Annotated in this window: 13 protein-coding genes and 2 tRNA genes; 5 read left to right on the top strand and 10 right to left on the bottom strand. The window is 66.5% G+C overall.

Annotated elements, in window-relative coordinates:
- From AC5P7U_RS10545 to AC5P7U_RS10535, 3 genes are all read left to right on the top strand, one after another.
- A partial coding sequence (locus AC5P7U_RS10545) for a Tox-REase-5 domain-containing protein (RefSeq protein WP_495221060.1) occupies positions 1-460 on the top strand: 460 nt, incomplete at its 5' end.
- Positions 457-1206 (top strand): Imm52 family immunity protein, encoded by a 750-nt coding sequence (locus AC5P7U_RS10540; protein WP_197564300.1) that lies wholly within the window; start codon positions 457-459, stop codon positions 1204-1206. The genes AC5P7U_RS10545 and AC5P7U_RS10540, both read left to right, overlap by 4 nt.
- 483 nt (positions 1207-1689) lie before the next feature.
- On the top strand, positions 1690-2043 hold the full coding sequence (locus AC5P7U_RS10535) for a hypothetical protein (RefSeq protein ID WP_197564299.1): 354 nt from the start codon (positions 1690-1692) through the stop codon (positions 2041-2043).
- Positions 2044-2174: 131 nt separating this feature from the next.
- On the opposite strand, the gene AC5P7U_RS10530 is transcribed toward AC5P7U_RS10535, so the two are convergent.
- From AC5P7U_RS10530 to AC5P7U_RS10510, 5 genes are all read right to left on the bottom strand, one after another.
- A tRNA-Pro gene (locus tag AC5P7U_RS10530) sits at positions 2175-2251 on the bottom strand.
- Between the two features lie 141 nt (positions 2252-2392).
- Positions 2393-2469 (bottom strand) — tRNA-Pro (locus tag AC5P7U_RS10525).
- A gap of 55 nt (positions 2470-2524) precedes the next feature.
- A complete protein-coding gene (gene cydX, locus AC5P7U_RS10520) occupies positions 2525-2641 on the bottom strand; it encodes a cytochrome bd-I oxidase subunit CydX (protein ID WP_008268311.1) in 117 nt (38 codons plus the stop codon).
- 54 nt (positions 2642-2695) lie between these two features.
- On the bottom strand, positions 2696-3847 hold the full coding sequence (gene cydB / locus AC5P7U_RS10515; RefSeq protein WP_006457007.1) for a cytochrome d ubiquinol oxidase subunit II: 1152 nt from the start codon (positions 3845-3847) through the stop codon (positions 2696-2698).
- Positions 3848-3862: 15 nt separating this feature from the next.
- Positions 3863-5452 (bottom strand): cytochrome ubiquinol oxidase subunit I, encoded by a 1590-nt coding sequence (locus tag AC5P7U_RS10510; protein WP_006457005.1) that lies wholly within the window; start codon positions 5450-5452, stop codon positions 3863-3865.
- 228 nt (positions 5453-5680) lie between these two features.
- On the opposite strand from AC5P7U_RS10510, the gene cydD reads away from it, so the two are divergent.
- Together cydD and cydC are read left to right on the top strand one after the other, a co-directional pair.
- Complete coding sequence (gene cydD, locus AC5P7U_RS10505; RefSeq protein ID WP_495221059.1) at positions 5681-7426, top strand: thiol reductant ABC exporter subunit CydD; 1746 nt, start codon at positions 5681-5683, stop codon at positions 7424-7426.
- Positions 7423-9096 carry a thiol reductant ABC exporter subunit CydC gene (gene cydC, locus AC5P7U_RS10500; RefSeq protein WP_197565065.1) on the top strand — a complete coding sequence of 558 codons (1674 nt, stop codon included), beginning with the start codon at positions 7423-7425 and terminating at the stop codon, positions 9094-9096. Before cydD ends, cydC begins: the two co-directional genes overlap by 4 nt.
- Before the next feature lie 71 nt (positions 9097-9167).
- On the opposite strand, the gene AC5P7U_RS10495 is transcribed toward cydC, so the two are convergent.
- The 5 genes from AC5P7U_RS10495 to AC5P7U_RS10475 form a co-directional block, all read right to left on the bottom strand.
- Positions 9168-9512 (bottom strand): DUF1294 domain-containing protein, encoded by a 345-nt coding sequence (locus AC5P7U_RS10495; RefSeq protein WP_308309669.1) that lies wholly within the window; start codon positions 9510-9512, stop codon positions 9168-9170.
- On the bottom strand, positions 9513-10625 hold the full coding sequence (gene metX, locus AC5P7U_RS10490) for a homoserine O-acetyltransferase MetX (protein ID WP_006456888.1): 1113 nt from the start codon (positions 10623-10625) through the stop codon (positions 9513-9515).
- Positions 10626-10777: 152 nt separating this feature from the next.
- Entirely contained in the window at positions 10778-11767 is a 990-nt protein-coding gene (locus tag AC5P7U_RS10485; protein ID WP_495221058.1) for a tetratricopeptide repeat protein, read from the bottom strand.
- Entirely contained in the window at positions 11761-12207 is a 447-nt protein-coding gene (locus AC5P7U_RS10480; RefSeq protein WP_495221057.1) for a cytochrome c-type biogenesis protein, read from the bottom strand. Before AC5P7U_RS10480 ends, AC5P7U_RS10485 begins: the two co-directional genes overlap by 7 nt.
- A 4-nt stretch (positions 12208-12211) precedes the next feature.
- Positions 12212-12829: a DsbE family thiol:disulfide interchange protein gene (locus AC5P7U_RS10475; RefSeq protein WP_197565042.1), complete on the bottom strand. Its 618-nt coding sequence runs from the start codon at positions 12827-12829 to the stop codon at positions 12212-12214.
- Positions 12830-12835 lie beyond the last annotated feature (6 nt).

Here is a 12835-nt window from a genome sequence, read left to right as displayed (position 1 = left end):
GTACCAGCTGTACATCGCCAACCTGCGCTCGGCACCGCTGCGCTTTGGATTCATGGTGGCGGACAAGGCCGATCCGGCGCGGACGTTCTTCTCAGTGGATACGTTGTTTGATTATCTGCACCGGAAGGGCTTCTCCCGTACCGTGCAGGAGTGGCACTTCAACGCCTGTGAGTTTGATGGGTTCTGGTTGAAGCACTGCACAGTGGTGGAGGCTAAGGGGAGGTATGAGCACTTTCTGGATGCCGATAACAATCCGAAGTATCACTTCGTCGAGAAGAGCATCTTTCTTCCTTGGAACGCCCAGATGGCCAGGCAGAAGGCGGCAATATCCATTGCAGGACGTCAGGCAAAACTTTCGTGGTTTTTCATGCAGGCGCGAACAATGGCGGCAGCTACTCGATTTGCAGGGTTGGATCCACTCATCTGCAAGTATCAACCTTATCCGGGAGAAGCGAGTTGATTATCGATGTGCAAGCCTGCCTCAAATCCCGTCCTGTAAGCAGGTCGCCTCTTGAAGTTGCCGAGCTTGTCGACAGTATCGTGGGAGAATTAAGTCCTCTGCATGCGCAGATGAGACAGTGGTACACGATGCCTGGAGGTCCGCGGGAGAAGGTTGTGTCGCTGGAAGAGCGCGACGCCGTTTTGAAGGTGATGGAGACGGATGTTGAGAAAACTCGCAGGGATCTAGGCGATTTCCGGAACCTTGGAGCATCTCTGATGATATCCAATGTGGCAAGAAGCCGTGATTGGAGGAACCCAGGGCTTGTTGTCCTGGATGTAAATCCAATGACGGGCTTTCATCGAATCAGAATGGGTGGGCTTGAGGAATTTGGTAAAGGTTTTCCGGGCCTTATGCTTCAGTCACTCATGATTCTCGTTGAGAAGCTTAATCCTGTATTTGCGAATGTTGATGTTAAGGCGAGGACGCCGGAGACAGGGTTGGTGGACTATCAAATAGACCGCCGCCTGTATCAACACCGGGAATTCTTTGGCTGGATGGGCTTCGTGCCTGCCCAGATCAGCCACGCGCAGATCCGCGACGCGCATGCCGTCCACCCGGTCGATGGCCTGGGTACGGTGATCGTCTCGGTGCCGGGCGTGTTTGATCCCACCGACGACGCGCAGGTGGATAAGGTGCACCGCGTTGAAATGGATCTGGCCAGCTACGATCTGTTGCCGGTGACAGATCCTCACTTAAAGGGCTGAGCACAGCCACGACCGGCCCGCACCCACGCGAAGCGCCTCCGCCGCGCGCAGGGTGACGTAATCCGCACGATCCCCATCCTGCCGCGCGGCACAACGGCGCCTGCGGCTTAACACCTGCCAAGCCATTGCGCCCCTAGGTTCTGGACGTCCGCAGGGGCTGTGCAACAATGTCGCGAATCGTACGAATTGTTGCAGTGGCGCGTTTGCCCATTGGCACATCGTACGTTGGCGTTTACACCTTCGCATGCCACCGGAAAAGGGTGGCCGGGACTGCAAACCCGAGCTTCAGCGTGTTTTACGCTTGCCAGCCGGCGTCGCTTCACGCGGCGCCGGCTGGCATTCCGTCCGCGTTCCATGGCGGGCGGTGCGTGGGGGTGTGCGCGAGCACATCCGCCCGAACGCTGAAGCCGGGTTTTTGCAGCCACGTATCGCCCGCCGCCCTTGTTCGGCGGCATCACCGTGTTCCTTGCATGGAGAATGCCCATGAAGACGTCTGATTCTTCCTTCCCGCCTACCGGTCACGCGCCGGCCAATGCCGATGTGGCAGGCGAGCCCATCACCTTCGTCGCGCAGTTGTGTGGCATCGACAGCGGGGGCGCATCCGATGGACGGCCCTGGCCCGAACGCCAGCTCAATCCCGGCCGTTGCATGGCCCTGGCCGATGCCGATTGCGCATTGGCCGGGCTGCGCACCGTACATGCCATTCTGCTGGCTGCCGAGCGGGCGCGGCAGGATGGCGGGCCGGACCAGGATGTGGGCGACCACGTGATCGAGGGTCTGATCCAGGCCAGTCGCGCGCTGGGCCTGTATGCCGGCCTTAACGTGCGGCCCTGCTGACTCCGGGCCGTGTGGCGGGGCAGGGCGGCTGCCTTGTCCCGTTGCTGCCATTCACTGGCAGTTGCCGGGGCGCCAGGCACAAAAAAACCCGGAGGACTGTCGTCTTCCAGGCTTCTTGGTGACCACCGAAGTGGTCGGGGAGACAGGATTCGAACCTGCGACCTCTACGTCCCGAACGTAGCGCTCTACCAGACTGAGCTACACCCCGAAGGGAGCCGCCTATTCTAGCGATCTACCCCGATGGCGGCAAGGGGTAAATGCTGTTTTCTTCACACTGCTGAAGCAGTGCCACTTCAGGGAACAAAAAAAGCCTGGACGACTTCACCAGGCTTCAATGCGACCACATGAGTGGTCGGGGAGACAGGATTCGAACCTGCGACCTCTACGTCCCGAACGTAGCGCTCTACCAGACTGAGCTACACCCCGAAGGAGCCGCCTAAGATACCGTGTGAAGGCCAAGGCGGCAAGGTTTTTTTACGACTCAGTGACGATTTTCCTTCTCGATACGGTTCTGCTCGCGGGCTTCGAACCACATGCCGTTGAGGATGGCCACCGTCGAGGCGAGGCCGGCACCGAGAATCCAGGCGAAATACCACATGATCAATCTCCTTTGTCCAGGGGATGTGCCGGCCGTGGGCCGGCACACCGGCCATCAGTAAGCGTTCGGGTTGTTGCCCATCTCTTCGCTGGTGGTCTTGCCCTTCAGCACGCGGTACACCCAGGTGGTGTAGGCGAGGATGATCGGCAGGAACACCGCCGTAGCCAGCAGCATGATCCACAGGGTCAGGTGGCTGGACGAGGCATCCCACACGGTCAGGCTGGAGGTGGGCTGGCTCGAGGACGGCAGCAGGAACGGGAAGATGGCAAAGCCGACGGTCAGGATGATGCCGGCGATCGCTGCACCCGAGGCGATGAAGGCCAGGCCGCCGCGACGGGCACGCAGCAGTACCGCACTGGCCAGCAGTCCGGCCAGGCCGAGCAGCGGGGCCAGGATCGTGGCCGGCATCGCGCTGTAGTTGCGCATCCAGCCACCGGCGGCGCCGAGTTCGGCGGTCTTCAGCAGCGGGTTGGTGGCGCCATCGGTGACCACCTGCGAGGTGATCTGGTAACCCGGCAGGCCGAAGGCCACCCAGGCACCGCCGACCGCGAACAGCACGAAGGCGATGATCGCCGCGATGCTGCCGAAGCGGGCCGCACGTTCGGCCACCGGGCCGTCGGTCTTGATCACCAGCATGGCGGCACCGTGCGCGACCAGCATCGACACGCTGAGCAGGCCGGCCAGCAGCGCGAAGGGCATCAGCAGGCCGAAGAACGAGCCGGTGTAGAAGATGCGCATGCTGTCATCGAAGTGGAACGGCACGCCCAGCACCACGTTGCCCACCGCCACGCCCATGATCAGCGCCGGGATGAAGCCGCCGATGAACAGCGCCCAGTCCCAGGTGTTGCGCCAGCGTTCGCTGGGCATCTTGCTGCGGAACTTGAAACCGACCGGACGCAGGATCAGCGCGAACAGGATCACGAACATCGCCAGGTAGAACCCGGAGAAGCTGACCGCATACAGCGGCGGCCAGGCGGCGAAGATCGCACCGCCACCGAGCACCAGCCACACCTGGTTGCCTTCCCAGACCGGGCCGATGGTGTTGATCACCAGCCGGCGCTCGGCGTCGTTGCGGGCGACGAAGGGCAGCAGCGTGCCCACGCCCAGGTCGAAACCATCCATCACGGCGAAGCCGATCAGCAGGATGCCGAGCAGCAGCCACCAGATCACGCGCAGCGTGGTGTAGTCCAGAAGAATGAAATCCATCTTGGTTCTCCTGCCTCAGGCCTGGCCGGCGGCCGGCGCCGAGGCATTGTGGGAAGCATGCGGCTGGGGCGACTGCAGCGACGGCAGCACCTCGTCCGGACCCTTGCGGATCGCCTTGAGCATCAGCTTGATCTCGACCACGATCAGCGCGGTGTAGATCGCGGTGAAACCGGCCAGGGTCAGCACGATTTCGTGCAGGGCCAGGCCCGATGCTGCGTAGAAGGTCGGCAGCACGCCATCGACCGCCCACGGCTGGCGACCGTACTCGGCCACGAACCAGCCACACTCGATGGCGATCCACGGCGCCGGCAGCGTCCACAGGGCCACCTTCAGGAACCAGCGCTTGTCCTGGAAGTTGTTGCGGCACGAGTAGTAGAAGGCCAGCGCGAAGAAGGCGATCAGGTAGAAGCCGAGCCCGGCCATCACGCGGAAGGTCCAGAACAGCGGCATCACGCGCGGCACGGTGTCCATCGCCGCCTGCGAGATCTCCTGCGGGGTGGCGTTGAGGATGTCATCGCGGTAGCGCTTGAGCAGCAGGCCGTGGCCCAGGTCCTGCCAGTGGCGATCGAACATCTCGCGCGCTTCCACGTCGTTCTTGTTGGCGCGCAGGCGTTCCAGTGCGCCGTAGGCCAGCTGGCCGCCGCGCACGCGGTGCTCGGCACGCTCGACCAGTTCCAGAATGCCCGGAATCGGCTGGTTCAACGAGCGGGTGGCGATCAGGCCCATCAGGTACGGGATCTTCACCGCGTAGTCGTTCTGGTGGGTCTGCTGGTTCGGGATGCCGAAGGCGGTGAAGTCGGCCGGCGCACGCTCGGTCTCCCACATCGCTTCGATCGCGGCCAGCTTCATCTTCTGGTGTTCGCTGGCGGCGTAACCGCTCTCGTCACCCAGCACCACCACCGACAGCGAGGACAGCAGGCCGAACGCTGCGGCCACCGCGAACGAGCGACGGGCCAGGTCCTTGTGCTTGTTGCGCAGCAGGAACAGGGCGCTGATCGCCATCACGAACACCGCACCGGTCACGTAACCGGCGCTGACGGTGTGCACGAACTTGGCCTGTGCCACCGGGTTGAACACCACCGCCATGAAGTCAACGACCTCCATGCGCATGGTTTCCGGATTGAACACCGCACCGGTCGGGTTCTGCATCCAGCCGTTGGCGATCAGGATCCAGATCGCCGACAGGTTGGTGCCCAGCGCCATCAGCCAGGTCACCATCAGGTGCTTGACCTTGCTCAGGCGGTTCCAGCCAAAGAAGAACAGGCCGACGAAGGTGGCTTCCAGGAAGAACGCCATCAGGCCTTCGATGGCCAGCGGCGCACCGAAGATGTCACCCACGTAGTGGCTGTAGTAGGACCAGTTCATGCCGAACTGGAATTCCATCACGATGCCGGTGGCGACGCCCATGGCGAAGTTGATGCCGAACAGGACGCCCCAGAACAGGGTCATCCTGCGCCAGATCTCCTTGCCGGTCATCACGTACACGCTCTCCATGATGGCCACCATGAAGGACAGGCCGAGGGTGAGCGGTACGAATAGGAAGTGGTACATCGCGGTCAGCGCGAATTGCAGCCGCGACAGTTCTACGACTGTCTGATCAATCATGGCCTGGCTACCTCGTTGGATAGTGCCGTTGCAGGTGGCGGGAAGGGTGGTCTACGACGTGAATGATGTGACCGACTACTTCAAACAGCCTTGATCCAGATCAATGTATGAACAGGTGACCCGGTTGATCGTATGCCAACCTGATGAAGACTGCGACTGCCGGCCGCAGGGGCCGGCTACTGCCTGCGCCTACAATGCCGTGTCTCCCCCGCTGCCCGTGAAGACCTCTTGAGCGCTGCCGAAACAACCCCCGACGGCCTTTCCCAGGAAGCCGAAACGACCCGCCAGCGGCGCGCCCGCACTGCATGGCTGGCCGATCTGGCGCGGCCCGCCCGGGGCCGCCAGCGCCTGGCGGCGCTGTGCATCAGCCTGTCCGGGGCGCTGCTGATCGGCCAGGCCGCCGCCATTGCCTGGTTGGTGCAGCAGGTGCTGGTGGAACGGGCGCCGCTGGCATCGGGCCTGCCGGTGCTGGGCGGACTGGCGCTGATCCTGGTGCTGCGCACGCTGCTGGGCAGCGCCACCCAGGCCGCGGCCGGCGATGTGGCCGATGCCGCGCGGCTGGCACTGCGCGAACGTGTGTTCGCGCGCCTGCTGGGCCATGGTCCGCTGTGGCTGCGCCAGCGCCGCACCGGCGAGCTGGGCGAACTGGTGCTGCATCACGGTGATGCGATCGAGAATTATTACAGTGGCTTCCTGCCGGTACGCACCGAGGTGGTGGTGGTGCCGCTGCTGATCCTGGCCGCCGTGGCCTGGGTCGACTGGGTGGTGGCGCTGATCCTGTTGTTCACCGCGCCGCTGGTGCCGTTCTTCATGATGCTGGTGGGGTGGGGCGCTGAAGCGGCCGGTCGCGCCCAGCTGGGGGAACTGGCGCGGATGAGCGGCCACTTCGCCGATCGCATCAAGGGCCTGGGCCTGCTGCGCCTGTACGGCCGTGGCGAAGCCGAACTGGCTGGCGTGGAGGCCGCCGCCGAAGGCGTGCGCCTGCGCACGCTGAAGGTGCTGCGGATCGCGTTCCTGTCATCCACGGTGCTGGAATTCTTCGCCTCGGTGAGCGTGGCGATGGTTGCGCTGTACCTGGGCCTGAGCTACCTCGGCATGATGTCTTTGCATGCAGCGGTGCCGACGCTGGGCGCCGGCCTGTTCTGCCTGCTGCTGGCCCCGGAGTTCTACGCACCACTGCGGCGCTTGGCCGCGCACTACCACGACCGTGCCAACGCCCTGGCGGCGGCCGCAGAAGTGGAGCGCCTGCTGCAGTCGCTGCCCGACGAACAGGGCCTGCTCGACAACGAGGGCGCCGCGCTGGCGGTGGAGCCGGCCGAGGCCGCCTTGCCGCCGCTGCGCGCGCAGGGGCTGGTGCTGCGTCCGCTGGGCGCACCGCACGATGTGCTGCAGGATCTGGATGTACTGCTGGAACCGGGCCAGCGGCTGGCCCTGGTGGGCCCCAGCGGGTCTGGCAAGAGCACGTTGCTGGAAGCGCTGGCCGGCTGGTTGCCGCCACGCGCCGGCAAGTTGCAGCTGCGCCCCGGCGTGCAGGTGGCCTATGCCAGCCAGCGTCCCTACCTGTTCCACGGCAGCATTGCCGACAACCTGCGGCTGGCCGACCCCGGCGCCGGTGATGCACGGCTGCGTGCGGTGGCCGAGGCGGCGCAGGTGCTGCAGTTCGCGCAACGACTGCCGCACGGGCTGGACACGGTGATCGGCGAGCGCGGCTTCGGCCTGTCCGGTGGTGAAGCGCGCCGCATCGGCCTGGCGCGCCTGCTGCTGCGTGACCCGCAGGTGCTGCTGCTGGATGAACCCACCGCCTTCCTCGATGCAGAGACCGAGGCGGCCCTGCTGCGCAGCCTGGCCGCGTATGCGCGGGGCCGCAGCGTAGTGGTCGCCACCCACAGCCCGGCGGTGATCGCGTGGGCTGATCGTTGCCTGCTGTTGCCGGAAGGCCGCCTGGTCGAACCGGCACAGGCGGTGCGCGCATGAGCCGGTCACCCGATTCACTGCGTGCAGTGTTCCTGCGCCATCGTCCGCGCCTGTTGCTGACGATGCTGCTGCTGTGGACGACGATGCTGGCTGGTACCGCGCTGCTGGGCCTGTCCGGTGGCTTCCTCACCGCGGCCGCGTTGGCCGGTGCGGCCGGGCTGGGCCAGGGTTTCAATTTCTTCTCGCCCTCGGCCGGCATCCGTGGCCTGACCATGGCGCGCATCGTGTCGCGCTATTTCGAGAAACTGGTCGGCCACGATGCCACCCTGCGCATTGCCCGCGACCTGCGCGTGTGGTTCTTCCGTCGCGCGCTGCCACTGGCGCCGGCGCGGTTGGGGGCCACGCGTACCGGCGACCTGCTGGCACGCCTGCTCGGTGATATCGGTGAGGTGGATGGCCTGCTGGTGCGTGCCATAGGGCCCTTGGTGGCGCTGGGTGCGTTGTCGCTGGTCGCGGTGGTTTCAGCGGCGCTGATCCTGCCGTCGGCGGCCGTGCTGCTGGCGGTGCTGGCATTGCTGATCGCCGTCGGTGTGCCGTGGCTGGGCGTGCGGGGTCGCGATGATGAAGAAGCCGACCGCGCCGCGCATCGCGCCGCGTTGCGCACCGCTGCATTCGAAGGACTGGAAGGGGCCGGGGATCTGGCCGCGCTGCATGCCGATGCGGCGTGGCAGTTGAAGGTGCGGGTAGCGGCCAAGCAGCTGGCCTCGCGCGACCGTCGCCGGCGCTGGCGCCTGATTGCAGGCTCGACCCTGCATGGCCTGGTGGCAGGGCTCGGCCTGGTGGCGATGCTGGCATTGGCCCTGCATGCGGCCGAACAGCAGCGCATCGCGCCGGAAATGGCCGCCGGCCTGGTGTTCCTCACCGTGGCGTTGATCGAGTTGTGGGCGGGCATGGGCCTGGCCTGGCAGTCGCTGCAGTCCGGGCGCATCGCCGCCGATCGCTTGCAGGCCATCGTCGAGCAGTCGCCGACGGTGGAGGATCCGTCGACGCCGCACGCTGTACCACAGGCGGCGCGCGTGCATTGGGATGATGTCCATTTCCAGTGGCCGGGCGCGGCGCGGCCGGTGCTGTCCGGCCTGCAGCTGACCCTGGCACCGGGCGAGCGCATCGCGATCCGCGGCGACAGCGGCAGCGGCAAAACCACCTTGTCCAGCCTGCTGCTGCGGCTGTGGGATCCGCAGCAGGGGCGAATCACCTACGGCGGCCGCGACCTGCGCGATTTCGCCCAGGCCGAGTGGCATCGGCAGCTGGCGTGGCTGCCGCAGAACGCGCCGGTGTTTGCCGGCACGGTGGCCGAGAACCTGCGGCTGGGTGATCCCGACGCCAACGACGTCGAGCTGTGGGCAGTACTACGCCGGGTACGCCTGGCCGAATGGGCCGAGCGCAATGGCGGCCTGCAGGCCTGGGTCGGTGAGAACGGTGCGACGATGTCGGCCGGGCAGGCACGGCGCCTGGCACTGGCGCGCGCGCTGTTGCGCAAAGCGCCGATCCTGTTGCTGGACGAACCGACCGAGGGGCTGGACGTGGATACCGCACGCGCGCTGCTGCAGGACCTGTCCGGACTGCTGGACGGTCGCAGCCTGCTGATGATCACCCACGATGATCTGCCCGACGGCGTGGTCGATGCGCAGTACCGGTTGCGTGATGGGGTGTTGTTGCGCGAACCGTGAATGGTAGTGCCGGCCGCTGGCCGGCAACCCCATGATTGCCGGCCAGCGCCCGGCACTACCGATTGCGAGCGTTACCGCGAGAACTCGCGCAGCATCACCGCAATCGAGGCCACGTTGGCCAGCACGCACAGCCAGAACACCCACTGGAACGCGGCCTTGCGGTGCTTGTGACGGAACACGGCCTGGCCCAGCAGCGCGCCTGGCCAGCCCCCGGCGAAGGCCAGCAGCTGCAGGGTGCGCTCGGGAATGCGCGATTGCTTTCGCTGCGCCGCACGCTTGTCGTGGCCATACAGCCCGAACGACACCACGCTGGCCAGCAGGCACCAGCCGCCCAGCCACAGCGGCAGCACGCCGCTGACCATCAGCGCGATCAGCGCACCGAAGGCGGCGAGCCCGAGATTGCGCCGCCACGCCACTTACAGCGCGTCGAGGAAGCCGCGCACGGCCGGGCCGAAACGCTCGAAATCAACAAGGAACGCATCGTGGCCCTGCGGTGAATCCAGGCCGATGAACTGCGCATCGGCGCCGCCGGCACGCAGGCCGTCGGCGACCTGTTGCTGCTGCTGCACCGGGAACAGGATGTCGGTGTTGGCGCCGATCGCCAGCGCCTTTTCCACCCGGATCTTCGCCAGGCCGGCCAGCACATCGCCATCGGCGTACTCGGCCAGATCGAACCAGTCCATCGAGCGGCTCAGGTAGAGGTAGCAGTTCGGATCGAAGAAGCGCACGAAGCGCCGCGCGTGGCCTTCCAGGTAACTTTCCACCTGGAATTCAAGGCCGAACGGATCATCGTCGGCCTGGTCCGAATCCAGCCGCACGCGGCCGAAGCGACCATCCCATTCCAGTGCCGAGCGATAGGTGATGACGCCCAGCTTGCGCGCCATGCGCATGCCCGACTCGGGATACTCGGCATCGTCGTAGTGGCCGCCGTTCCAGCGCGGGTCGAGGCGGATCGCCTCGCGCTGCAGCGAGCGGATCGCGATCGAGAACGGCAATGCCTGCGCGCTGCCGGAGATGTTGACATGGCTGCGCGCGATGCCCGGGTGCAGCATCAGCACCGCCAGCGCGGTCATGCCGCCCATCGAGTTGCCGACCACGCAGGCCAGCTGCGCGATGCCCAGCGCGCGCACCACCTCGATGGCAGCGCGCGCGCCGTCTTCGATCGACAGCTCGGGGAAATCGAGGCGGTAGGGTTCACCGGTAGCGGGGTTGAGCGAGGCCGGACCGGTCGAGCCCTTGCAGCTGCCCAGCGAGTTCACGCACACCACGAACCAGCGATCGGTATCGATCGGCTTGCCTGGCCCGACCATCGCTTCCCACCAGCCCGGTGCCGGGTTGGCGTCGTTGGCCGCCGCATGCGCGTCCGGTGACAGGCCGGTCACGATCAGGATCGCGTTGCTGGCATCGGCGGCCAGTGTTCCCCAGGTTTCGTAGGCTACGCGTGCGCCATGCAGTGCGCCACCGCGCTTGAACGGGAACGGCGAGGGCAGGGCGTGGAAGCGGGTGCCGGGCGGGATGAATTCGGTCATGCAGGCATTCTAGCGGGGCTGCATGTGGAGCTGGCGACACGCTGGTTTCCATCGACGATGCGCCCGGTAGTGCCGGCCGCTGACCGGCAACCATGCGGGCGCATCAACATTCATGGGGGTGCCGGCCAGCGGCCGGCACTACCGGGGGTGTGTTACGGGAACCGCAGTTCCACCACGCCCTCATGTGGCAGGCTCACCTTCACCGGTGTGCTCTGCAGGTCGTCTTCGCTGCGGTTGGCGCTGCCACTGCGTGAAATGCGTGCCAGCACTTCCACTTCGCGATGTGCCGACAGCGGCGCGGTCGGCATCGGGCTGTCGCCGTCGCCCAGCCCGACCGTGGCCGGGAAGTCCGCCAACGGGAGTTTGCGCGCGGCCACCGGCATCGGCGGTCCGCCCACTGCGCGGGCCAGCACGAACACCTGGGTGCTGGGCGGCCACTCCGAGCCCTGCAACGCAGGCAAGTGCACGCGTACCTGCAGCAACGCCGGTGGCGCTACCGCCGGTGCATCGGGCGCCTGGCCTGCTGCCTCGCGTGCGATGGCGATCTGTGCCTGCAGTGCCTGCGCAGCGCCCGGCTCCAGCCGCGGCAGCAGGCCGCTCCAGACATCGGCGGCCTCGGCGTTCCGGCCGCGCTGGCGCAGCGCGATGCCCAGCAGCCAGCTGGCGCGCTCGGCGTCCGGGGCCAGCGTGCGTGCCTGCTGCAACCAGGCGATTGCAGTGTCATCGAACTGCTTGCTGGCGTCGGCCTGGGCACGTGCCTGTGCGGCTTCCACCAGCACGCCAGGGTCGTCCGGAGCCAGCGCGGCAGCACGTGCAAAGGCGTCTGCGGCGGCGACGGCATTGCCCAGCTCTGCCTGCGAACGGCCCAGCAGCGCCCAGCCATCGGCCCGCTGCGGGTCGCGCTTGAGTGCATCCTGCAACGCCTGTACGCCATCGCGCAGCGTCGCGACCGACGGCGCCGGCTGTACCTGCGCGGCGCGCGGGTCACCCACCAGCAGGTACAGGCAGGCGCCGGCCACACCGAGTGCCAGCACGCCCACGGCGAAACCTCTGCGGCCGCGGTGGCGCAGGGGCCACAGCACCAGCGCCGCCATCAATGCGGCAACCAGACCGGCCAGCACCGGCAGCCAATGACTCACCATCCCTCTCCTTCGTCGGCCTGGCTGGCCGGCGTGGCGGCAACCGTGCGGCCACGCCGCCGGACGATGCCGAACACCACCAGCGCACCGGCCCCCAGCACCAGCAGCGGACCGCCCCACAGCAGCCAGGTGCCCGGCTGCAACGGTGGCTGGTACAGCACGAACTCACCGTATCGGGCCACCAGGAACTGCTTGATCTGCGCGTCGTCGTGGCCCTGCTGCATCAGCTGCAGCACCTCGCGGCGCAGGTCCTGCGCGATCTGCGCGTTGGAATCAGCCAGCGACTGGTTCTGGCACTGCACGCAGCGCAGCTGCGCGGCCAGGTCATGGAAGCGACGCTCCTCGGCGTCATCGCGGAACTGCAGGGGCTGCGGATCGTGCAGCGGCTGCTGGGCCAGCGCGGCCAGCGGCAGCAGAAGCAGCAGCGTCAGCAGCCAGCGCATGGGCTCAGGGCGCCGTGTGCAGCGCGCTGCCGGCACTGCCCTGGGCCTTCTCGATCTTTTCCAGCGCCGGGATCAGTTTCTCGTCCACCACGCGCTGGGTCATTGCGCCGCTGTACTTCCAGCGCACGATGCCGCTGCCGTCGACCAGGAAAGTTTCCGGTGCAGCGGTCACGCCCCAGTCGATCGCGGTGCGGCCTTCAACGTCGCTGAGCACGACCATGAAGGGATTGCCCAGCTGTTCCAGCCAGTGCAGCGCGTCGGTCGGATCGTCCTTCCAGTTGTAGCCGATCACGCGCACGCGCTTGCTCTCGGCGAAGCGGGTCAGCACCGGGTGTTCCTCACGGCAGGCCGCGCACCAGCTGCCCCACACGTTCAGCAGGTAGGGCGCGCCGCGCAGGTCGTCGCTGTGCACGATCATTTCCGGGTCATGCAGCACCGGCAGTGCAAACGCCGGCGCCGGCTTGTCGATCAGGGCCGAGGGCAGCACGTCGCGCTGCGGATCGCCCGATTTCATCACCCCGTAGATCATCAGCCCGAGCAGGCCGAAGAAGAACAGTACGCCGATCACGATGGCTACCGGCGGCAGCGGGCGGGAGGGGCGCGGGGCGGGGGACTCGGACATGGGAAC

This window comes from Stenotrophomonas sp. YJH_SMC_57, from assembly GCF_059369755.1.
The sequence above is the reverse complement of the archived record's forward strand: the minus strand, read 5'-3'. Positions and strand labels throughout refer to the sequence as shown.

What these genes read in the sequence shown, in the direction of transcription:
- AC5P7U_RS10535 (WP_197564299.1), top strand. Translation starts at nt 1,690, where the DNA reads ATGAAGACGTCTGATTCTTCCTTCCCGCCTACCGGTCACGCGCCGGCC.
- cydX (WP_008268311.1), bottom strand. Translation starts at nt 2,641, where the DNA reads ATGTGGTATTTCGCCTGGATTCTCGGTGCCGGCCTCGCCTCGACGGTG.
- cydB (WP_006457007.1), bottom strand. Translation starts at nt 3,847, where the DNA reads ATGGATTTCATTCTTCTGGACTACACCACGCTGCGCGTGATCTGGTGG.
- AC5P7U_RS10510 (WP_006457005.1), bottom strand. Translation starts at nt 5,452, where the DNA reads ATGATTGATCAGACAGTCGTAGAACTGTCGCGGCTGCAATTCGCGCTG.
- cydC (WP_197565065.1), top strand. Translation starts at nt 7,423, where the DNA reads ATGAGCCGGTCACCCGATTCACTGCGTGCAGTGTTCCTGCGCCATCGT.
- metX (WP_006456888.1), bottom strand. Translation starts at nt 10,625, where the DNA reads ATGACCGAATTCATCCCGCCCGGCACCCGCTTCCACGCCCTGCCCTCG.
- AC5P7U_RS10485 (WP_495221058.1), bottom strand. Translation starts at nt 11,767, where the DNA reads ATGGTGAGTCATTGGCTGCCGGTGCTGGCCGGTCTGGTTGCCGCATTG.
- AC5P7U_RS10480 (WP_495221057.1), bottom strand. Translation starts at nt 12,207, where the DNA reads ATGCGCTGGCTGCTGACGCTGCTGCTTCTGCTGCCGCTGGCCGCGCTG.
- AC5P7U_RS10475 (WP_197565042.1), bottom strand. Translation starts at nt 12,829, where the DNA reads ATGTCCGAGTCCCCCGCCCCGCGCCCCTCCCGCCCGCTGCCGCCGGTA.